This is a genomic window from Zobellia sp. B3R18 (genome assembly GCF_018860715.1).
Taxonomy (GTDB): domain Bacteria; phylum Bacteroidota; class Bacteroidia; order Flavobacteriales; family Flavobacteriaceae; genus Zobellia; species Zobellia russellii.
In genome coordinates, this window is the sequence record NZ_JAHKQG010000010.1 from 82,704 (window position 1) to 105,615 (window position 22,912).

Annotated in this window: 19 protein-coding genes; 14 read left to right on the forward strand and 5 right to left on the reverse strand. The window is 38.9% G+C overall.

Translation table 11 applies throughout. The features are described from left to right. Positions 1-47 precede the first annotated feature (47 nt). Positions 48-1,802 carry an ABC transporter ATP-binding protein gene (locus KO513_RS05715; RefSeq protein ID WP_215912641.1) on the reverse strand — a complete coding sequence of 585 codons (1,755 nt, stop codon included), beginning with the start codon at positions 1,800-1,802 and terminating at the stop codon, positions 48-50. A gap of 322 nt (positions 1,803-2,124) precedes the next feature. Between KO513_RS05715 and nusB the strand changes: the two genes are divergently transcribed. The 4 genes from nusB (at position 2,125) to KO513_RS05735 (ending at position 5,353) form a co-directional block, all read left to right on the forward strand. Further along, positions 2,125-3,072: a transcription antitermination factor NusB gene (gene nusB / locus KO513_RS05720; protein ID WP_215441484.1), complete on the forward strand. Its 948-nt coding sequence runs from the start codon at positions 2,125-2,127 to the stop codon at positions 3,070-3,072. Between the two features lie 39 nt (positions 3,073-3,111). Next, entirely contained in the window at positions 3,112-3,582 is a 471-nt protein-coding gene (locus KO513_RS05725; RefSeq protein ID WP_215441486.1) for a DUF1573 domain-containing protein, read from the forward strand. A gap of 22 nt (positions 3,583-3,604) precedes the next feature. Next, the gene (gene yajC / locus KO513_RS05730) at positions 3,605-3,892 is read left to right on the forward strand and encodes a preprotein translocase subunit YajC (RefSeq protein ID WP_215441488.1); all 288 of its coding nucleotides are present in this window, start codon (positions 3,605-3,607) and stop codon (positions 3,890-3,892) included. 111 nt (positions 3,893-4,003) lie between these two features. After that, positions 4,004-5,353: a Gfo/Idh/MocA family protein gene (locus KO513_RS05735; RefSeq protein WP_215912762.1), complete on the forward strand. Its 1,350-nt coding sequence runs from the start codon at positions 4,004-4,006 to the stop codon at positions 5,351-5,353. A gap of 48 nt (positions 5,354-5,401) precedes the next feature. Here KO513_RS05735 and KO513_RS05740 read toward each other — a convergent pair whose 3' ends face one another. Both KO513_RS05740 and pepT read right to left on the reverse strand, forming a co-directional pair. Next, positions 5,402-6,001, reverse strand: a complete 600-nt coding sequence (locus tag KO513_RS05740; RefSeq protein ID WP_215912642.1) for a YdeI/OmpD-associated family protein — start codon at positions 5,999-6,001, stop codon at positions 5,402-5,404. 47 nt (positions 6,002-6,048) lie between these two features. After that, positions 6,049-7,278 (reverse strand): peptidase T, encoded by a 1,230-nt coding sequence (gene pepT / locus KO513_RS05745; protein ID WP_215912643.1) that lies wholly within the window; start codon positions 7,276-7,278, stop codon positions 6,049-6,051. Positions 7,279-7,421: 143 nt separating this feature from the next. Here pepT and KO513_RS05750 point away from each other — a divergent pair, with 143 nt between their 5' ends. The 3 genes from KO513_RS05750 to KO513_RS05760 all read left to right on the forward strand — a co-directional run bounded on the left by KO513_RS05750 (position 7,422) and on the right by KO513_RS05760 (position 12,019). Then, positions 7,422-10,280: a TonB-dependent receptor gene (locus KO513_RS05750; RefSeq protein ID WP_215912644.1), complete on the forward strand. Its 2,859-nt coding sequence runs from the start codon at positions 7,422-7,424 to the stop codon at positions 10,278-10,280. Between the two features lie 143 nt (positions 10,281-10,423). After that, the gene (locus KO513_RS05755) at positions 10,424-10,861 is read left to right on the forward strand and encodes a hypothetical protein (protein WP_215441496.1); all 438 of its coding nucleotides are present in this window, start codon (positions 10,424-10,426) and stop codon (positions 10,859-10,861) included. A gap of 120 nt (positions 10,862-10,981) precedes the next feature. Next, positions 10,982-12,019 carry a quinone-dependent dihydroorotate dehydrogenase gene (locus tag KO513_RS05760; protein WP_215912645.1) on the forward strand — a complete coding sequence of 346 codons (1,038 nt, stop codon included), beginning with the start codon at positions 10,982-10,984 and terminating at the stop codon, positions 12,017-12,019. Between the two features lie 39 nt (positions 12,020-12,058). Here the strand turns inward: KO513_RS05760 and KO513_RS05765 are convergent, their stop codons facing one another. Further along, entirely contained in the window at positions 12,059-12,478 is a 420-nt protein-coding gene (locus KO513_RS05765; protein WP_215912646.1) for a Dabb family protein, read from the reverse strand. 214 nt (positions 12,479-12,692) lie between these two features. Between KO513_RS05765 and KO513_RS05770 the strand changes: the two genes are divergently transcribed. Beyond that, complete coding sequence (locus KO513_RS05770) at positions 12,693-13,319, forward strand: LysE family translocator (protein ID WP_215441502.1); 627 nt, start codon at positions 12,693-12,695, stop codon at positions 13,317-13,319. Between the two features lie 58 nt (positions 13,320-13,377). Continuing rightward, on the forward strand, positions 13,378-14,244 hold the full coding sequence (locus KO513_RS05775) for a hydroxymethylglutaryl-CoA lyase (protein ID WP_215912647.1): 867 nt from the start codon (positions 13,378-13,380) through the stop codon (positions 14,242-14,244). Between the two features lie 2 nt (positions 14,245-14,246). Here KO513_RS05775 and KO513_RS05780 read toward each other — a convergent pair whose 3' ends face one another. Next, entirely contained in the window at positions 14,247-14,606 is a 360-nt protein-coding gene (locus tag KO513_RS05780) for a hypothetical protein (protein ID WP_215912648.1), read from the reverse strand. Positions 14,607-14,887: 281 nt separating this feature from the next. On the opposite strand from KO513_RS05780, the gene KO513_RS05785 reads away from it, so the two are divergent. From KO513_RS05785 to guaB, 5 genes are all read left to right on the forward strand, one after another. Then, on the forward strand, positions 14,888-16,111 hold the full coding sequence (locus tag KO513_RS05785; protein WP_215912649.1) for a DUF4856 domain-containing protein: 1,224 nt from the start codon (positions 14,888-14,890) through the stop codon (positions 16,109-16,111). A gap of 113 nt (positions 16,112-16,224) precedes the next feature. After that, entirely contained in the window at positions 16,225-17,364 is a 1,140-nt protein-coding gene (locus KO513_RS05790) for an imelysin family protein (RefSeq protein ID WP_215912650.1), read from the forward strand. Between the two features lie 3 nt (positions 17,365-17,367). Beyond that, a complete protein-coding gene (locus tag KO513_RS05795) occupies positions 17,368-18,738 on the forward strand; it encodes an HTTM domain-containing protein (RefSeq protein ID WP_215912651.1) in 1,371 nt (456 codons plus the stop codon). Next, on the forward strand, positions 18,719-21,193 hold the full coding sequence (locus tag KO513_RS05800; protein ID WP_215912652.1) for a TonB-dependent receptor domain-containing protein: 2,475 nt from the start codon (positions 18,719-18,721) through the stop codon (positions 21,191-21,193). Before KO513_RS05795 ends, KO513_RS05800 begins: the two co-directional genes overlap by 20 nt. A 230-nt stretch (positions 21,194-21,423) precedes the next feature. Further along, positions 21,424-22,896, forward strand: a complete 1,473-nt coding sequence (guaB, locus tag KO513_RS05805; RefSeq protein ID WP_215441514.1) for an IMP dehydrogenase — start codon at positions 21,424-21,426, stop codon at positions 22,894-22,896. The last annotated feature ends 16 nt before the right edge of the window (positions 22,897-22,912 follow it).

A 22,912-nucleotide genomic window follows, 5' to 3' on the forward strand; every position in this document is an offset into this window, starting at 1 on the left:
TTAATCTTTCAAAAATGTAAAAAAAAAGCCAATACGACAACAATTTTTTAGTTTTCTTTCTCTGACAGTTGCGTGTAGTACAACTCTTTGTAATACCCTTCAACACCGTTTAAATCAGTGTGGTTGCCTTCTTGAAGAAGTTCTCCATTGGAGAGAACCAGTACCTTGTCTGCATTTTTAGCCGATGATACCCTGTGGCTAACGATGAGTGTGGTGCGGTTTTTGGAGGCGTTTTTAAGATTGTTGAGGATTTCTTCTTCTGTTTCGGTATCTACCGCAGATAGGCAATCGTCAAATAAATAAACCTCTGGTTTTTTAAGTAGGGCCCTTGCAATGGAAACCCGCTGTTTTTGCCCTCCACTTAAGGTAATTCCCCTCTCTCCCAAAACAGTTTCATATCCTTTTTGAAAACCGCTTATGTTTTGGTGTACTACAGCATTTTTGGCTGCTTCCACAACTTCTTCTTCAGTAGCATTTTCCTTACCAAACTTTATGTTGTTCTTGATGGAGTCCGAGAACAAGAAAGCATCTTGAGGAACGGCACCTATAGATTTTCGGAGGCTGTCAATGTTCAATTGCTTTATAGGGGTGTCATCAATTAAGATTTCTCCGGAAGTTACATCGTACAATCTTGCAATAAGGTCTAGGATTGTAGATTTTCCGGAACCGGTTTTGCCTAGAATAGCTACAGTTTCCCCTTCATTAATAGTAAAGGAAATGTTCTTAAGGGCGGTTATTTCTGTATCCTCATAGGTAAAGGTTACATTTTTGAACTCTATTTTTCCCTTGATCGGTGTTTCTTCAAGAACGGTGTTCCTAATATCCGGTGTTTCGTTCAAGAATTCGTTTATACGTTTTTGAGAAGCTTCGGCACGCTGTACAATGGAGGTTAACCAACCAATTATAGCTACCGGCCACGTTAGCATATTTACGTAAAGAACAAATTCGGCAATGACACCGGCGGAAGCTATTTCGCCATTTATATATTGTTTTCCGCCTATATAAATAACGAATATATTGCTAATGCCTATCAATAAGATCATAAGAGGAAAGAACCATGCATTTACTTTGGCTAGGTCCATACTTTTGTCTTTTCCTTCAATTGCCAAGGCACTTAGGTCGTTATTTGTTTGCGGTTCCAAAGCGTATGCCTTTATTACGGAAACACCGGAAAATATTTCTTGGGTAAAGGTTGATAAATTGGAGAGGTATTGCTGAACAATGGTACTGCGTTCATGAATAACTTTACTTATGTAATAAATAAGTACGGATAAAATAGGCAATGGAATTAGTGTATATGCGGCCAATGTGGGGGCCGTCATAAACATAATAGGAATAATGCAGGCAAACAGTGTAATAGTATTTATACCGTACATTAATGCCGGACCTGTGTACATCCGAACCTGATTTACGTCTTCGCTAATACGGTTCATTAAATCACCGGTCCTATTTTTTTTGTAAAAATTGAGGCTTAAAAACTGGTAGTGATCAAATATTTCATTCTTAAGGTCGTATTCAATATACCTAGATACGTTAATTATGGTCTGGCGCATCAAGAAGGTGAAAAATCCGGAAAGCAGTGCGGCACCAACAATTATAAGAATGTACTCTAACAGTAGTGTTTTTGCTGCTGATTCACCAACCTGCCCGTCCATAAAGTTTTCAATGACTTGGATAGACTCTTTTACGTATCTGGGCATTACCAATTGTAGCACGCGAGCAACAATGGTTATGACTACCCCGATCAATAATTTAGACCAATATTTTTTAAAGTATTTGTTTAGGTGTGCAAGTTCCTTCATGAAAGGTTTAGGCTAGAGCTATTTTTAATGGATCAAAGATAAGGGTTTGGTGATAAACCATATGTTATAAATACCATAAGATGTTAGGAGACTTAATTAGTCCTAAATTCGATTCAACGATTTCCGAAAGTTAAATTTACGGTAACATTTTATATTTTATCAAGCCTCAAAAGGCTTAAAAACAAGGCTTTGGCGTGTTGGTGGGTGGGGATTGGAAAAAGTAGCCGTTGTTTCATCGTTTTGTATAGTAGTCTTTTGGGCTTTATTCTTATTTTTGCCACGTGAAAGTCAAACCAATACTATTCCAAAAAAGTTCTTTAAAATGCTAACACGAAGACATATACGGGTAAAAGTAATGCAATGTATTTATGCAATTACCCAATCTAAAGACGAATCTTTAGAGAAACAAGAAAAATTTCTGCGGTTTAGCATAGACAATATGTATACGCTCTACCTCTTAATGCTGAGCTTGATCATAGAAATTCAGCAACGAGGATCGGACCAATTACGAATTTCCTCTAAAAAATATTTGGCTAACGCATCGGATGATTTTCCGGATAAGGCAAAATTTGTAAACAACAAACTATTGCTTCAGTTGGTGCACAATGAGCCTTTAAAAGCTGAGCTTAAGAAGCGAAAGTTGGATAATTGGTATTTGAACGAAGAGTATGTAAAAATCATTTACAACAACATTGTTGCAAGTGATGCTTACCAAAAATATATGTCCACTGAGGGCAGCACATATTCGGCGGACAAAGAGTTTATAATTACGTTGTTCAAAGAGGTCATTGCTCCAGACGAAAAAATCTACGATTATTTTGAAGATAATAACCTTACTTGGGTAGATGATATTCCTATCGTAAATACCTATATCTTAAAAATGTTCAAGAAGGTAAAGAACGATCAATCTACATCTTTCTTTCTGCCTCGTTTATTAAAGGATAAAGAAGATATGGAGTTTGCTCAAAAACTTCTTAGGAAAACATTGTTAAAAGATGGGGAGCTTACCAAAGAAATAGAGGGTAAAACACCTAATTGGGACAAGGATCGGATTGCCGATATGGATGCAATTCTTTTAAAGATGGCCATTTGCGAACTGTTGAACTTTCCGTCAATACCCGAAAAAGTTACCATTAATGAGTTTTTGGAAATAGCCAAGGAGTATTCTACTCCAAAGAGTAGCATTTTCATTAACGGTATTTTGGATAACCTTGTAAAAGAATACAAAAAGGAAGGAAAGCTTAACAAAATAGGTAGGGGGCTGATTTAAAATAATTGATTAATTTTACCTCAAATTAAAGTTAGAGATATGAGAAAAACATTTTTTGCCCTGAGTTTATGTTCGCTTATCGCGTTCGCTTCCTGTAAAGAAAATGCGTCGAGCAAAGTAAAAACGGATAATGTTGTAGAAGCTGCACAACGTGATGAGGCTGGTAAGCAAATTCCGGTAATGGAATTTGAAAAAGCAGAACATGACTTTGGTACTATTGAGCAAGGTACGCCCCAAGAAACTGTTTTTACTTTTAAAAACACGGGTAACGCACCTTTGATAATTACAAACGCAACTAGTTCTTGTGGTTGTACGGTTCCTAATCCTCCAAAAGATCCTATCGCACCAGGAGAAACAGGTGAGTTGGTAGTTAAGTTTAACGGGTCAGGACAGAACCAAGTAACTAAAACCATTACTGTAAACGCAAATACCGAGAAAGGTACAGAGCAATTACGTATTAAAGCGTTTGTAAATCCTAAAGGAGCTGCTCCGGTAGGACCAACAAAATAATAATTGATCAGATAATAAAATTATGGGTGATATAGGACAGTTTCTTCCAATGATCTTGATTTTTGTGGTTGCGTATTTCTTTATGATACGCCCACAAATGAAACGTCAAAAGGATGAAAAGAAATTCGCAGCTGAATTAAAAAGAGGCGATAGGGTAATTACTAAAAGTGGTTTACACGGTAAAATCATGGATTTGAATGACAATGACTTTTCTTGCATTCTTGAAACTATGGCCGGTAAATTAAAATTTGACCGTTCTGCTATTTCTATGGAAATGAGCAAAAAACTGAACGCACCCGAAAAGAAATAAGCGTACACTTTAATGTATGTTAAGAAACACCGCTATTAGTAGCGGTGTTTTTTTTGGACTTGTGCTAAGGTAAATTAGTATATTCATGTTCTGAACAAACAAACCGGAATGATGTACCATAATAGACGAAACTTTATCAAAAAAAGTACTTTGGCCTTAGCAGGCTCTAGTGCCGCATTTTTATTTCCAATGGAGCTTTTGGCTAATTTAAGAAAAAAGGTAGGGCCCAATGACCAAATCAATGTTGGGCTTATTGGTTGTAAGGGTATGGGGTTTAGTGACCTAACCTCTATGCTGAAAATTAGCGAAATTAATGTGATTGCACTTTGCGATGTAGATCAAGCCGTTCTAAAGGCTAGAACTGCTGACCTTGAAAAAGCGGGAATTAAGAAGCCGCTATGGTATCGTGACTATCGGAAGCTTTTAGAAAACAAAGATATTGATGTGGTCATTATTGGTACTCCCGATCATTGGCATTGTCTTCAGTTAACAGATGCCCTTATGGCAGGCAAGGACGTATATTGTGAAAAACCAATAGCAAATTCAATACAGGAATCCAATATCATGCTTAATTATGTAGGTGCGAGTGATCGCATGGTACAGATTGGCCAATGGCAACGTAGTCAGCCGCACTTTGTAGATGCTATTAATTTTGTGCATTCGGGTAAATTAGGAAATATACGTCTGGCAAAAGCATGGGCTTATCAAGGTTGGATGAAACCTGTTCCCGTTGTTTCGGATTCTGCTGTTCCGGAAGGTGTAGATTATAAAATGTGGCTAGGTCCCGCTCCGGAACGTGCTTTTAATGCAAACCGATTCCATTTTAACTTTAGGTGGTTTTGGGATTATGCCGGCGGATTAATGACGGATTGGGGAGTACATTTGTTGGATTATGCCTTGTACGGAATGAAAGCGGGAACTCCAAAATCGGTTATGGCATTAGGAGGGAAGTTTGCTTACCCGGAAGATGCTTCCGAAACACCGGATACGTTACAGACCGTTTTTGAATATGATGGTTTTTCTATTCTTTGGGAACATGCTACAGGTATTGATGGCGGCAATTATGGACGTAACCACGGCATAGCCTTTATAGGTAATAACGGTACACTGGTCGTAGATCGGAACGGGTGGGAAGTAATACCAGAGGAAGAGTTTGCCGGATGGGGTAAAAAAGGAACCCCTAAAATGGAAGCTGTTTCGTATGATAAAGGAAATGCAAGCGGATTGGACCTACACACCAAGAATTTTATTGAAGCGGTAAAAACCAGGGATAATTCTAAACTAAATGCACCCATTAAAGTCGGGTATGATGCCGCTTTGGTTTCTCACATGGGCAATGTGGCCTTTAAAACGGGCAACCGTATCTATTGGGACGGTACTTCCGGAAAATTTAAAGAAGAAGAGGCGAATAAACTTATTACCGCCAATTATCAAAACGGCTGGAAATTACCAATGTTGTAGAGAAAAATGCTCCCAAACCTAACATCTATTTAGGTTTGGGAGCATTATTTATCGGTATAAATCGTTAAGGCCTTTGCCTTCGATTATCATAGGTAAAATCTTTTCCATTCTACTTGCTTTCGTTTGTTCCCGCTTGGCGTTTGCAATGTATTCCGCATATTCTTTCTGTTTATATGGCGATAGTTTTTTAAAACATCCCTTTACTTTGGGCTGAGCTTTGAATACATTTTCCAGTTCAGGAGGAACGGTTACGCGGGTAATTTTGCTTTTAGGACTTCTGGCGAGTTCAATACCTTTCTTTTGGTTTTCAATAGCTTCGTTAATATATGCCGAAACTTTAATGGGGTCAATATCTTTTTCTGAGAAAAATTTCCAGTGGCGCATGGCTTGGGTCTTTCCTTCTTGGGCATTTTCAAGAATGTTTCCGGGGTCGCTTAAAAAGACACCGTTAAAGAACCAAATACCAAAATGATTCTTGAATTTACAAATAGCCAATACATTTTTCTTAGTGATAGTATAGGTTGGAAAATTCCACTTATAGGTCTCAACAACATCGGTTTTTAAAACCAGATCTCGCAATTGGCCAATGGCTTTTTTAAAGTGATGTTCTTCGGCAAAATAGGCCTCAATTTTTTCGGATGTATCCATGTGTTTATGGACTTTTAAGATTCTCTCTTAAAGGTAAGCATTTGTCTTTACACCGCTTTTTTGGCTAAAAGCTCACATATTTTAATAATGACTTCAGTAGCTTTTATCATACTTTCCACGGGAACGTATTCATATTTACCATGAAAATTATGTCCTCCGGCAAAGATATTAGGACATGGTAGCCCCATATAGCTTAATTGCGAACCATCTGTTCCGCCACGTATGGGTTTTATGATTGGGGTAACACGCATGGCTTCCATAGCTTCTTTTGCCAGTTCCACAATATGAAAAACAGGTTCTACCTTTTCGCGCATGTTAAAATACTGGTCTTTAATTTCCAAGCTAATACAATTGCCGTGAATGTGGTTCAGTTTTTCGGTGATATCACGAAGCAGTTGCTTCCTGTTTTCAAAGTGCGTTTTATCATGGTCCCTTACAATCAATTCAAATTCGGCATGTTCTATTTCGCCCTTTATATGGTGTACATGAAAGAACCCTTCTCTACCCGAGGTATTCTGGGGTGTTTCTTCCGGGGGCAGGATTTCTAAAAATTCGCTGGCAATGCTTATGGCATTTACCATTTTGTTCTTGGCATATCCCGGGTGAACACTTTTTCCTTTGATGATTACTTTGGCGCTAGCTGCATTAAAATTTTCATACTCCAACTCACCAACTTGGCTTCCGTCCATAGTGTAGGCCCAATCTGCGCCAAATTTTTCAACATCAAAATGATGTGCCCCTCTACCTATTTCCTCGTCAGGAGTAAAACCTATTCTAATCTTACCGTGTTTTATTTCGGGATGATTAATAAGATATTCCATCGCGGTGATTATTTCCGTAATTCCGGCCTTGTCATCTGCACCAAGTAGGGTAGTGCCATCTGTAGTAATCAACGTCTGGCCCTTATATTGTAGTAAATCTTCAAAATAATCAGGAGAAAGAACAATGTTTTCCATATGGTTTAGAACAATGTCCTTTCCATCATAATTCTCAATAATTTGAGGGTTCACATTGGCTCCGGAAAAGTCTGGAGATGTGTCAAAATGAGAAATAAAACCAATAGTGGGTACCTCTATATTAAGGTTGCTGGGCAAGGTAGCTGTAATGTAGGCCTTATTGTCAATAGAGACTTCCTCCATTCCAATTTCCAATAACTCCTCAACGAGCAAATCTGCTAAATACCATTGTTTTTCGGTGCTTGGGGTGGTGCTGGAACTGGGGTCGCTTTGGGTATCTATTTTTACATACTTTAGAAAGCGATCAATGATATTTTGCATTGGTATATTTTTAAACCAAAAGTACAAAATTGGGGGTACTAGAAACAATAGAAACTTTTTTTAAGATTATGTTTTTAGTGTTTTTCTTACGTTAAAAATAAAAAATACTTAACTTTTCAATGAATTAACTCAAATAACTAATTATGAAAAAGCAGTATTTAATGTGCTATGTGCTCTTTATGAGTGTCATAGGAATTGCTAGTGCCCAGATAACGGGTACGGTGTTAGACGAAGATGGTGAACCTCTGCCCGGAGCTTCGGTAGTTGTGAAGGGTACAACTACAGGATCTACTACGGATTTTGATGGTTTATTTTCTATTGATGCAGAAGTGGGGGACAAGCTGGTCATTTCCTACATTGGTTATGAAACCAAAGAAGTAACCGCTGCGGCCGGTGGCATGAGTGTGCAATTATCTTCAGGAGTAGCGTTGTCCGAAGTTGTGATTATTGGTTCCCGTAATCCTAACAGGACGGCTACAGAGAGTATGGTTCCGGTAGATGTAATCAGTATGAAGGAACTGAATAGCGTTGCGCCTCAGGTAAACCTGAACCAAATTTTAAATTATGTAGCTCCCTCGTTTACTTCAAATACCCAGACCATTTCAGATGGTACGGATCACATTGACCCAGCTTCTTTAAGAGGTTTAGGGCCTGATCAGGTTTTGGTATTGATCAATGGTAAAAGAAGGCACACTTCTTCCCTTATAAATGTTAACGGTACTTTTGGACGGGGTAGTGTTGGTACGGATTTAAATGCTATACCAGCGGCAGCAATTCAACGTATAGAAGTTTTAAGAGACGGTGCAGCTGCCCAGTATGGCTCTGATGCCATAGCAGGTGTTATTAATATAGTCTTGAACAAGAGTGTAAACGAATTAAATACAACAGTTACAACAGGAGCTAATTTCTCTAAAAATGCCAACGATCAAACGGGTGGTGTTGATGGTGCAACAACTAACGTTTCTGCAAGTTATGGGGTTCCATTGGGGCAAAATGGAGGCTTTTTAAATCTTTCCGGTGATTTTGATGTTCGTCAGGATTACAGTAGAATGAGAGAGTGGGAAGGTGATGTTTTTAATCAATACAACGTGGTTGAAAGGTTTGCGAGGAACGATGGTTATGATTTGACTAATTTATTGGATGATGATGTGGCGGATGTAATTCAATATGCAAATCAAGCAGGGATAAATTTGAACGGTGCATCTACAAAAGCGGAACTTCAGCCCATTTTATCTGCGGATGCAACGGACGCGGAACTTGCTGCAAGGGGACAGGAAAGAAGTGACTATAACATGAGAGTGGGTCAGTCTGCATTACGTGGTGGTCGAATTTTCGCCAACTTTTCTATGCCTTTAGATGATAATGGAACGGAAGTGTATTCTTTTGCGGGTATTAGTTCTAGAACTGGTAATTCTGCAGGTTTTTACAGATTACCCAACCAAAGCAGGACATTTACACCTGCATATAATAACGGATTTTTACCTGAAATTAATTCCACGATAAAAGACAGGTCTTTATCTGTAGGGATTAAAGGAAAAATTAATGAGTGGGATGTTGATTTAAGCAATACCTATGGAAAAAACTCTTTTCTATATACTATAGGAAATACTTTTAATGCTTCCATGCAAAATGCCTCGCCAACAATTTTTGATGCAGGTGGATTCTCATTTGCTCAGAATACGGCCAATTTGGACGTTTCCCGTTTTTTTGAAGATGCATTATCTGGTTTAAATGTTGCCTTTGGAGGGGAATATAGAGTTGAGAATTATGATATTGAAGCAGGAGAAGAAGCTTCTTATTCTCAATATACGGCAGATGGTCAACGTATCACTTTAGCATCGCAACAGCCATCACAAGATTTCTTTGGAAATGGAAGACCAGGAGGTTCTCAAGTATTCCCTGGGTTTAGTCCTAATAATGAATTATCTAGAGGTAGGAGCAGTGTTGCAGGTTATATAGATATAGAGGCAGATTTCTCTGAAAAATTCTTGGCCAGTTTTGCCACGCGTTTTGAGAATTATAGCGATTTTGGTTCTACTATCAATTTTAAATTGGCCACGCGTTACAAAATCAATGACAACTTAAATATTAGGGCAGCAGCCAATACAGGTTTTAGAGCGCCCTCTTTACATCAGATAAACTTTAATTCCACCTCTACAATTTTTGACCAGAACGGAGATCCGCAGGAAGTGGGAACTTTTGCAAATGATAGTAGAGCAGCAAAGCTTTTGGGAATTCCGGAATTGAAGGAAGAAACTTCAAGTAGTGTTAGTGTTGGATTCACAGCGAAAATTCCAGATGCAAATCTTACATTAACGGTAGATGGTTATTATGTAGAAATTAATGACAGAGTAGTGTATACTGGACAGTTTAGCGGCCCAGGTACAGGAACTGAATTGGACAATTTGCTCCGCCAGGCCAATGCTACCGCAGCCTCCTTCTTTGCGAACGCTATTAATACGGAGTCTCGTGGGTTGGATGTAGTGCTTACTCATCAAGCTAACTTAAGCGATAATTGGAGGTTAAAATCAGATTTAGCCGGTACTTTTTCTAAAACCAATCAAATAGGTGATATTAACGCATCGCAGGTTTTAGAGGATGCTGGTTTAGTTGATACGTATTTTCCAGAGGATAGCAGGGTGTATTTGGAAGAGGCCGTGCCACGTACAAAAATCAACCTATCTAATAGTTTAACTTCCGATAAGTGGATAATGTTCTTAAGAAACGTATACTTTGGAGAAGTAACGGAAGCCACTACGGTTGTGGGAAATCAGCAGGTTTTTGGCACCAAGTTGGTGACGGATCTTTCCATTGGTTACAAAGCCACGGATGCTTTAACACTTACGGTAGGAGCCAACAATTTATTTGATATCTATCCGGATAGAGCGGAAGAGCAGTTTAATAACCGTAGTTCAGGTCGTTTTGATTGGTCCCGTAGAGCGCAACAATTTGGTATTGGAGGTCGCTTCTTATTTGCTAGGGTAAACTTTACATTAAAGTAAGACTTTAAAGAGAAAAATTAGTTTAGAAAGGCTGCCCCACTGGGGCAGCTTTTTTTATGTAAATGAATCATACACAGGAGAAATATAATTTTTTGGTTAAATAGTTGTTTATATAAACGAAGTTGAATTTTAATCAAGATTATATGTATCGTAAAATATATGGTTTTATAGCATTCATGATGTTTTTTTCTGTGGGATATGCACAAAGTTGTACATTGGATATAGGTGGAAAAAACAGTGAAACCATTAAAACGATTTTTCAACTGAACGAGGAGCAGATAGTTCTCATGGAGGCGCTTCAGGGAGAATTGGCAGTGACTACAAAAAGTGTTGAGGAGCAAATTGAAAAGCTACTCGCGCAACATCCGCAAAGTACGCAGGAAGATCTTATAAAACTGGCCGAAAAATATAAAGGGCTGCAACAGCAATTGGTACAGGCAGCTTATGATAGTGATAAAAAATTGCTATCTGCTTTCAACACTAAACAATATGAACGTTATCTTCAGCTCTGTAACGAAGCTATAAGGCTTCCTATAAAAGTGGTGCCAAAGAGTTACGAAATACCTGTAGAGGAGGAGTAAAGAGTTGCCGGTTTGGCCGTGATGACCTATTTCAATTCAGTACTTAGGATTTTAAAATTGTAATAAGTTGTGTCTATACTAGGCTAAGTTTGTATTTTTGCGCAAACACTACACACCTTCATGTATAAGACCTTTCTTCAGCCGTTACTTTTCTCGCTAGATGCAGAAAAAGCCCATCACGTTACCTTTTCATTAGTTCGTTTTCTTTGTAAAATCGGTTTTTCCGGTTTGTTCAGGGCTATTTATAAGATTGAGGACCCGCGCTTGGAAAAGGAAGTTTTTGGGATTAGGTTTAAAAACCCAGTGGGACTTGCCGCTGGTTTTGATAAAGACGCCAAACTTTACAATGAATTGTCCAACTTTGGTTTTGGTTTTGTTGAAATAGGTACATTAACTCCAAAACCACAGGAAGGAAACCCTAAAACAAGATTATTCAGGTTAAAGCCGGACCAAGCCATAGTAAACCGAATGGGGTTCAATAATATGGGGGTCGTAGATGCTGTAGAACGATTAAAAAAAGAACATAAAGTTCTTATTGGGGGCAACATAGGTAAGAATAAAATAACTCCTAATGAGGACGCCGTTTCAGATTATCTTATTTGTTTTAATGCGCTTTTTGACCATGTAGATTATTTTGTGGTTAATGTAAGTTCTCCCAATACGCCAGGCTTGCGTGAGCTTCAGGATAAAGAACCTTTAACAGCTCTTTTACTGGAACTTAAAAAAGAAAACTCAAAATTAGCTTCGCAGAAGCAGCAAAAAGAAAAACCTATTCTTTTAAAAATAGCACCAGACCTAACGGACGACCAATTGCTGGATATTATTGCTATTGTGGCCGATACAAAGATTGATGGTGTTATAGCTACTAATACGACTATAGAAAGGAAAAATTTAAAATCCGAAGAATCGCTCACGAAGGAAATGGGCGGACTAAGCGGAAAACCACTAACGCAACGAAGTACAGAGGTAATCCGTTTCTTGACGGAAAAAAGCAATAAAGCTTTCCCTATAATTGGTGTAGGCGGAATTCACTCCGAAAAAGATGCTTTGGAAAAATTGGAAGCCGGTGCAGATTTGGTTCAGCTGTACACGGGTTTTATATACGAAGGCCCAGCATTGATAAAGCGCATTAATAAGGCTGTACTAAAGCAGTCCTAAAAACCTAAGGATATAGTTTTAGTTAGATTGTCCTCGGTTTTACTTTGTCCAATAATCAACCACTAAAACACCATCTAGATATGGGCCTAGAGCATCTGCAAAAGCTTTGTGGTCTGGGTGTGGTAAATAAGTGGCACGGTCTTCTTCGCTATTAAAAGTTAAGAAAAAACAATGGGTAAAACCGTCGTTCAGACCTTCGGGGCTATTGTTCAACCCCCATTCGTAGCCTACAATTTGTGGAATTTTTGAGGGTAAGGCGGTAAAGGCGTCCTCCACTTTTTTAATATTTTCCTTAGAAGTTTCGGGTTTGAATTTAAACAATACTACGTGGCGTAATAAACTATCTTTTTGCATAACGGTTTGGGCTGCGGGTTTTGCTTCGTTCCTGATTTCAAACGCCACTAAAAGCAACGCTACTAGAACTAAACTTAGGATAAAGGTAACCTGACTTTGTTTCATGGCTTTAGTTTTAAGATGCAATAACGGTTATGGTCTAGCATAAGGGGAATTGCGACCAACTAAAAAAAATACAATCCAAGCACATTTTTTTTGAACTTCAGATTTCACACAAGATATAAAAAAGAGTAGTTACTTTAGCGTAAATAACAAGGTTTCCAGTCTAAAACTGGGATGGCTAAGATTTGTATTAAATTTAAGCAGGAATTAGATTACCATGAATTACGAAACTCTTTATGCGTTTATGTTGGCTACGGCAGCCTTGTCCGTTTCGCCGGGGCCCGATAATATTTATGTGTTGATGCAGAGTTTGGTAAACGGCAAAAAGTATGGATTGGCAACTACGGCCGGGCTTATTTCCGGTTGTTTGATTCATACAAGTTTGTTAGCCTTTGGAGTATCTGTTCTAATAAAAGAAAGTGAAACGCTGTTTTTTGGTATAAAATTACTGGGGGCCATATACCTATTTTACTTGGCCTATAAAGTATTTAAAAGCAGCAGTACCTTGGAGCTGACGGAAGGTTCCGTACCTAAAAAAGGACTTTGGCAATTGTTTAAGCAAGGGTTTATAATGAATGTGTTAAACCCTAAGGTTACTATTTTCTTTTTGGCTTTTTTTCCTGGTTTTCTCTTTAGTGAAGAAATAAGTACTACGGTACAGTTTTATGTGCTGGGTCTTATTTTTATGTTTATATCTTCTATCGTTTTTAGTTTAATAGCGGTGCTTTCCGGTAGTATATCATCTTATTTTACAGAAAATTCTAAAGTGGGGCTGTACCTAAAATGGCTTCAAATCATTGTGTTCATTGGTATTGCCGTCTATATTTTAGTATCGGATAATTAATGCTAATTTTGAGTAGGTTTAAGGGTTGGCATGGCTGGCCCATTAGAAAGGAATACGCATGATGGAAAAGGTGAAAGTTATTGAATGTCCCAGAGATGCCATGCAAGGCATCAAACCTTTTATTCCAACCAAGGAAAAGGTAAGGTACATTCAGGCTTTATTGGGTTGTGGTTTTGATACCATAGATTTTGGAAGTTTTGTTTCTCCCAAGGCTATTCCGCAGATGGTGGATACTGCCGAAGTGCTTTCACAACTAGACCTGTCAAAAACAACAAGTAAACTTTTGAGTATCGTAGCCAATGTTAGAGGGGCTGAAGATGCTTCTCGCCATCCTGAAATTCAGTATCTGGGATATCCTTTTTCTATTTCCGAAAATTTTCAGATGCGTAATACACATAAGACCATAGACCAATCCGTAGGAATACTTCAAGAAATACTGAATATTGCGGATGCTTCGGGCAAGGAAGTGGTAACTTATATTTCTATGGGTTTTGGAAACCCGTACGGTGACCCCTGGGATGTGGATATTGTAGGTGAATGGACAGAGAAATTGAGTGCAATGGGAGCTAAAATTTTATCTCTATCGGATACGGTAGGGTCTTCAACACCAGAAGTTATTCAATATCTCTTCTCGCAATTAATACCAAGGTACCCAGAAATAGAGTTTGGAGCGCATTTGCATACAACACCTACCAAATGGCACGAAAAGGTAGATGCTGCATACAAATCCGGTTGCCGTAGGTTTGACGGGGCCGTTCAAGGTTTCGGGGGTTGTCCTATGGCAAAGGACGAGTTGACCGGTAATATGCCTACGGAAAAAATGCTCTCTTATTTTACTGCGGAAAAGGCAGATTCAGGAGTTAATTGGATGGTGTTCGAGGCTGCCTATAACAAAGCTACCGAACTGTTTACTGCCTATCATTAATCCTAGTGCCCACCACACATTTTGTCCAGATAGTTGTTCAAGTTTAATTGAAACAAGGTGCCATCTACCAAATCATGTACGGCATCCAATTCTTTTTTGTTCATGGCAAGGGTTATTTGCGGAGCCGGAGTGTCTAAGAGTAAAGATCTGCAGGTTTCGTGTTGGCCACACTCGCTGCACATGGCATTACTGTTCTTTGTGCATTCAATATTCTTTTTAAACTGTTCCAGTTCGTTTTGGGACAATAACAACCCGGTATCCCTAAAAACAATCTGTATTTTTCTAATATCTTTTGTTGAGTTTCTTTTCCATTGGAAAGCTACGCCAAAAGGGTTGTGGTAAATAGGGTTAATGTCTTCCATAATATGTGCTAATTCATTTGGGGTTAAACAATTCTATGATAAAGTATTCAAGACTTTAGTGCCTTAAGTCTCATTTCAAAAGTAGTATTTTTATTTAGATTAATTATAAATAGTAACAAAATATATTTTGGTATAGCTAATGCACGCACTATAACTAGGAAGAGCAAATACTAAATTCAATATTATTTAGATTTAATAAGAATAATGTTGCGAGGCACATTTTCATGTATTAAATTTGGCGCTTTATTTAAATCAAGTCTAAATAAATTTCGCACATAAAAATGAAAAAGATTCTTTACACATTGGCTATTAGCTCTGCAGTTCTTCTTACATCTTGTAGCTCGGATGATAATGCTTCGGATATGAACGAAGATATCATGATTGACAACCCAACTAGTTATTCTTTTGAAAGAGATGGAGCAACTACGGTTAGCTTTGGAGGTCAGACTACACGTATCTTAATGGCTCAGGAGCTTTTAGGAGGTTTTACCACCAATACCAATACTGCAGAAACTTTGCAGGCTATGTATGCACATGAAGAGGGTGCGGAGGATTTTGAAGATGCAGATTTGAATGCTTCGGATAAGAGTCTTCGTAGTAAGACTGCGGCTTCTGCCGATTATTTTTCAACCAACGCAACAGATCAAGCCCTTATTCGTGCAGATTTTGAATCATGGATAGACGGTCAGGTAAATGAAGTTTTTGCCAACTGGAATGTTGCTGCCGAAGCTGGAGTTGCAGGTCAATTAGCGGATGGGGAGAGAACCCGTTACGTAAATGCAAAAGGTCTTGAATACAATCAATTGTTCGCCAAAGGGTTGATTGGAGCTTTGATGACCGATCAAGCATTGAACAACTATTTGAGCACAGCGGTTTTAGATGAAGGTTCTAGCCGTGCTGATAACGACGCGGAAACTGTATTGGAAGGCAAGTCCTATACCAATATGGAGCATAAGTGGGATGAAGCTTATGGATACGTTTACGGACTTAATGCCGATGCTTCCAACCCTAATGCAGATCTTGGTGCGGATAGCTTTTTGAACGAGTACATCGGGAAATTAGAGGAGGATTCTGATTTTGCTGGAATTGCTGATGAGATTTTTCAGGCTTTTAAATTAGGTCGTGCTGCTATTGTAGCTGGAGATTACGAAGTTCGTGATGCTCAGGCAGATATAATTAGAGAAAAAATATCAGAAGTAATTGCTGTTAGAGGTGTTTTTTACATGCAACGTGCGAAAGAAACATTGGCCGAGGAGACTCCAAATTATGGAAGTGCTTTTCATGCTCTCTCTGAAGCATACGGCTTTATCTATAGCTTACGCTTTACCCGCAAACCGGGTACGGATGCTCCTTACTTTACCAAAGCTGAATCTGAGGCACTTTTGGAAGATTTAATGGGAGATGGTGCTAATGGATTATGGGATGTTAAGGCTGAAACTATTGATATGATTTCAGAGGATATTGCATCAAGATTCGATTTTACTGTTGCCCAAGCAGCCGAGTAACAAAGGGTTGTAATTACTAAAATTTAAGTGTTGTAAAAAAAAAGCAGCTTCTGTTAAGGTTTAACAGGCTGCTTTTTATATTTTTGCTTACTTAGAATAAATAAAAATAAGGTATGAGGAGGTTTTTTGCCATTGTAGCTGTAGCGGCAATGATTTGGGCTTGTAGCTCTGATGGAGGAAGTGATCCCACAGATGATGTTGTAGTAGATCCAAACCCGGATCCGGTAAGTTTTGAGCGTGGCCCCATGCTGGTGAATTGGGCAGATAATATAATTATACCTTCTTACGAGGCATTTTCAACCGAAATTACGGACTTGCAAACCGCGTTTGATGCGTTTAAAACTGATTCAAACGAGGCTAATTTTATTGCTTTTAGAGCATCATGGTTGTCCGCCTATAAAATGTGGCAAAGGGTTTCTATGTTCGAAATTGGACCGGCAGAAACAGTAGGTTTTCGTTTGAATATGAATATTTACCCTGCGGATAATGATAAAATGGACGGTTTTATAAGTTCAGGAGGGTATGATTTGGCTTTGGCCTCTAACAGGGACGCAAAAGGTTTTCCTGCTTTGGACTACTTGATTAATGGTCTGGGTGATACGGACCAAGCTATTTTGGATCGATTCAATGGAACCGAAAAAGAGAATTTGGTTTCGTATACAGGTGATATTATTGCAGACATGGTAAGTCTTACTCAAGGTGTTCTTGCGGAATGGAACTCGGGATATAGAGCAACCTTTGTGGCCAATAACGGAGCGTCCTCAACCGCATCTGTAGATCGTTTTATTAACGACTATGTTTTTTACTACGAGAAATTTTTGAGAGCGGGAAAAATGGGTATTCCTGTAGGTGCTTTTTCTGAAAATGTACTTCCTCAAAACGTAGAGGCTTATTATAAGGCAGATATTTCTAATGAACTATTCTTAGAAGGGCTTGAAGCTGTTCAGGATTTTTTCAATGGTGTTCATTATGGTAAAACCACTTCCGGAGAAAGTTTGGCGTCTTATTTAGATGCATTGAACACAGTTAAGGATGGAGATGACTTAAAGAAATTGATAAACGATCAGTTTAATTTAGCAAGAACCAAGGTTCAGGAATTGGAGCCTTTTCGAAAAGAAATAGAAGACAATGTGCCACCTACCAATATGCTTTTGGCCTATGATGAGGTGCAACGTATTGTTCCATTGCTAAAGGTAGACATGGTATCTGCCATGAGCGTAAGTATTGATTTTGTTGATGCAGATGGCGATTAGAAAATGAACCGTTTCATTAGCAAACATATATCAGCCCCAATAGAGGCCGCCCCTTTGGCGGTCTTTCGCATTTTATTTGGTGTAATGATGTTGCTTAGTATTGTAAGATTTTGGAGTTATGGATGGATAGAAAAATTATACATTCAGCCTAAATTTTTCTTCTCGTATTATGGTTTTGAATGGGTCAAGCCCTTGGGTGACTATACCTATTTCATATTTGTCATCTGTGCATTATCTGCCATCTTTGTGACCTTGGGCTATAAATACAAAGTGGCCATTGTTACCTTCTTTTTAAGCTTTACGTACATAGAACTAATGGATAAGACTACCTATCTTAACCATTACTACTTTATAAGTCTGCTTAGCTTTTTAATGATTTTTTTGCCGGCCAATGCCTATTTTTCTTTGGATGCCAAACAAAGGTCGCATATAGCATTTCAGAAAATTCCGGCGTGGACGGTCAACAGTATAAAGCTCATGTTGGGCATTGTCTATTTTTATGCAGGACTTGCCAAACTAAATTCCGATTGGCTCCTTAAGGCCATGCCTCTGAAAATTTGGTTGCCCTCCAAGTTTGATACGCCTTTTTTTGGGCATTTTTTGCATGAAGAGTGGGTGCAATACGCTTTCAGCTGGTTTGGAGCTGGATATGATCTAGCAATTCCATTTTTGCTTTTGTACAAGAAAACACGCCCTTTTGCTTTTATTATGGTGGTTATTTTTCATGTGATGACACGGGTGTTGTTCCCTATAGGAATGTTTCCGTATATCATGATCATATCAACCTTAATATTTTTTGATTCGTCTCTTCACCATAGGTTTCTAAACTACTTGGCAAGCTTTTTTCGCATAATAAACAAAAACCGATTTGATAATGGAAAGGTTTTGGCTTTGTCAGTTAGGGAAAAAGCCAACCCAAAACTGATTTTAATAGCACTGTTTTTTGTGGTGCAGTTGGTAATGCCCTGGCGTTATTTGGCATATCCGGGAGAGTTGTTCTGGACGGAAGAAGGTTACCGGTTTTCTTGGCGGGTAATGTTAATGGAAAAATCGGGTTATGCACAATTCAAAGTAGTCAGTAAAGATTCGGGTAAATGGTTTTATGTGGATAATTCCGATTTTTTAACGCCATTTCAGGAAAAGCAAATGTCTTTTCAGCCAGACTTTATTTTAGAATATGCCCAGTACCTGAAAAAGCATTTTGAAAATGACGGGCACAAAAACGTACAAATATTTGTAGATAGTCGGGTGGCGCTAAATGGTAGATTGAGCACTACCTATATAGACCCCAAAGTAGACCTTGGCCAAGAGCGGGAGTCGTTTGAACATAAAAAATGGATAATACCTTTTACTGATGAAATTAAGGGAATTTAGTATTGTACTTATAGCATTTCTAACCGCATTAAGTGCTGTTGGCCAAATTAATATTACTGGTAAAGTGGTAGATAACAAAGGTAACGCTGTACAAGATGCAGAGGTCTACCTAAAGGAACTTCGGCTTTTAGAAACTTCACAGGCAGATGGCAATTTTGTTTTTTCCAACATTCCGGGGGGTAAATACACTATTGTGGTGTTTGCTTTTGAGTATGAAGTCTATGAAAAGGAACTGACTTTTGATACGGCCTTCAATCTCAATATTCAGCTAGAAAGAATAAAGTCGCAAGCGCTTTCGGAAGTAGTTCTAACTGAAAGACGAGAGAAAGTATTCGCTTTAAAACAACTTAAAAAAGTAGAGGGTACCGCTATATATGCAGGAAAGAAGACAGAGGTAGTTCTTTTGGAGGGTCTTACGGGAAACCTTGCGGCCAATAACGCGCGGCAAATATATAGTCAGGTTGTGGGACTTAATATTTATGATAATGGTGATGCCGGCCTGCAGCTGAATATTGGGGGTAGAGGATTGGACCCTAACCGTACCGCCAATTTTAACACGCGTCAGAACGGATATGATATTAGTGCAGATGTACTGGGTTATCCAGAAAGTTATTACACCCCACCTGCCGAATCCCTCGAGGAAATTCAGGTGGTGCGTGGTGCCGCTTCTTTGCAGTACGGCACCCAATTTGGTGGCTTGATCAATTTTAAGTTCAAAAAACCGAATCCAAACAAGGAAATAGAACTCATTTCTCGCCAGACCGTTGGTTCGTACGATTTGTTTACGAGCTTTAATAGTTTAAGTGGTACAGTGGGTAAGTTCAGTTATTACACTTATCTAAATTATAAGGGTGGTAACGGGTTTAGACCTAATTCTAATTTTAACAGTAAGAATTATTTTACCCATTTGGGTTATGAAATATCGGATAGGACAAAGGTGAGCTTGGAAACCACATTTATGCATTATTTGGCTAAGCAGCCTGGCGGACTGACCGATGCCCAGTTTTATGCAGACCCCACTTTTAGCAATCGAGACCGAAACTGGTTTGAAGTAGACTGGCGTTTGTATTCATTGCGATTAGACCATGCGTTTTCTGCCAAAACAGATTTTAGCCTAAACATATTTGGTCTAAATGCCTCGCGTAGAGCTTTGGGTTTCCGAACTAACAGGGTTTCTGAAGTTGATAATATTGACACCCCTAGAGAATTATTGATAGATGACTTTAGTAACTGGGGCGCAGAGGCAAGAGTATTGACCCGCTATAATTTAGGAGGCACTGAATCTGCCCTTTTGTTAGGTTCCAAAATTTATAAAACGGATAATGACCAAAGGCAAGGCCCTGGTACCGCTGCCGCCGATGCTGATTTTACATTTGCTGATGTTGATTTCCCGAATTATGAGAGACAATCCCAGTTTAATTTTCCCAATTTTAATGTCGCTTTTTTTGGTGAAAATATTTTCAATCTTTCGGATAGGTTGGCCTTGACACCCGGTTTTAGATTGGAACATATTAAGACTGAGAGTATAGGGAGCTATCGAGAAATTACGTTAGACTTGGCGGATAACCCGCTGTTGAACAGAGAGGTAGATGATAATAGGGATTTTGAGCGAACATTTTTACTCTTAGGCTTGGGAGCTACCTATAAAGTGTCGCCTAGCGTAGAACTCTACGGTAACTTTTCGCAGAATTATCGTTCTGTAACTTTTAGTGATATACGTGTAGTGAATCCTTCTTTTCAAGTTGACCCGAATATTTCTGATGAAGATGGTTTTACGGCAGATTTTGGTGCCAGAGGAAGGTTTAAAGATGTGCTCTCCTATGATGTAAGTGTGTATGGCCTGTATTATGACAATAGACTGGGAGAAATTCTAAAAGAAGAAACGCGGGTTAATGCAGCTGGCGAAGAAGTTTCTACAGGAAGATTGCTAAGGGCAAGAGGTAATATAGGAACCGCCTTTATTTATGGGCTGGAGAGTTTTGCCAATTGGAGTCTAAAAGAAACTTTCTTTCCACAGTCGGAAAAGGTGAAGCTTAATTATTTTGCTAATTTGGCTTTGACACAATCTGAGTATCTTTCTTCCGAAAGGAACAATGTGGAAGGGAAAGAAGTAGAATTTATTCCAAAGGTAAACCTAAAAACAGGTTTGAACTTTGGGTATGGAAACCTGTTGGGAAGCCTACAGTATACGTATTTTGACAAACAATTTACAGATGCAACCAACGCCCTTCAGGACGTAGAGGACAACCAGAGAGGTATAGAAGGGGAAATTCCTGCGTATGATATTTTAGATTTTTCGCTTTCTTACACCTATAAAAAATGGAAGTTGGAAGCGGGTGTGAACAACCTTTTGGATAATTCCTATTTTACCCGGAGGGCTACGGGTTATCCCGGGCCGGGCATTATTCCATCTGAACCAAGAACGTTTTATACCACCCTTCAGCTTAAATTATAAACGATTTCCAAAGATATAATCAGTTGATACTCGCGTAGTTGTATTTTTCTTTTTTATATCGATTTAAAACAAAATATTTAGAAGTAGTTTTTTGATGTGAATTAGAGATATTCGCCGGAAGAATGTGGGTGATTTCTGTAGGTTTTGGTTTACTCGTAATCCAACATTGATAATAAGGTGATAACCAATTAATTTTACTACATTTGCACGCAATTAAATCTTTAATTGCTATGGAAGCCCACCTGAATAAAATTGTTGGAGAAGGTCTCACTTATGATGACGTACTCTTAGTCCCTGCCTTTTCTGAAGTACTCCCAAGAGAAGTAAATATTCAAACCAAATTCACTCGTAACATTACAATAAACGTACCGGTCGTTTCGGCTGCTATGGATACGGTTACGGAATCGCGAATGGCTATTGCCATTGCGCAAGAAGGTGGTATTGGTGTTCTTCATAAAAACATGACTATAGCGCAACAGGCCATTAAGGTGCGTAAAGTAAAACGTGCGGAAAGTGGTATGATCATAGACCCGGTTACGCTACCCCTAGATTCTTTTGTACGTGATGCAAAGGCCAATATGAAAGAATACAGTATTGGAGGAATACCTATTGTAGATGATGAAGGAAAGCTAATAGGTATTGTTACCAACAGGGATCTTCGTTTTGAGAAAAATAATGACCGACCTATTTCTGAGGTAATGACCTCTAAAAATTTGGTTACGGTTAGTGAAGGAACATCATTGGCCCAGGCCGAAGATATTCTTCAAGAAAATAAAATTGAAAAATTACCGGTTGTTGATAAGGATTATAAACTGGTTGGGCTAATTACTTTTAGGGATATTACAAAACTTACCCAAAAGCCTATAGCCAATAAAGATACTTACGGAAGGTTACGTGTTGCTGCGGCCATAGGAGTTACTCCTGATGCCGTAGACAGGGCTGAAGCTTTGGTAAATGCGGGAGTTGATGCCGTAGTGATAGATACCGCACACGGACATACGAAAGGTGTGGTTTCCGTTTTAAAGGAGGTGAAAAAGAAATTCCCGGATTTGGATGTTATTGTTGGTAACATTGCTACGGGCGAAGCTGCAAAATATTTGGTAGAAGCGGGAGCAGATGCCGTTAAAGTAGGTATTGGACCTGGTTCTATTTGTACTACCCGTGTGGTTGCAGGTGTTGGTTTTCCTCAATTTTCGGCCGTGCTAGAAGTGGCTGCCGCTATTAAAGGTTCTGGAGTACCTGTTATTGCCGATGGAGGAATCCGCTATACAGGTGATATTCCAAAAGCGATTGCTGCAGGGGCGGATACGGTAATGTTAGGTTCTCTTTTGGCAGGAACAAAAGAGTCTCCTGGTGAGACCATCATTTATGAGGGAAGAAAATTTAAGTCTTACCGTGGTATGGGTTCTGTTGAAGCCATGAAAGAGGGTAGTAAAGACCGTTATTTCCAAGATGTAGAGGATGATATAAAGAAACTGGTGCCAGAAGGTATTGTTGGCCGTGTTCCTTACAAAGGAGAGTTATACGAGAGTATTCACCAATTTGTTGGCGGTCTTCGTGCCGGTATGGGATATTGTGGGGCAAAAGATATTGATACGCTAAAGGAAAATGGGCGTTTTGTAAAAATTACGTCTAGCGGTATTAATGAAAGTCACCCGCATGATGTAACCATAACAAAGGAATCACCTAACTATAGTAGATAGTTCATCAATTAAAAAC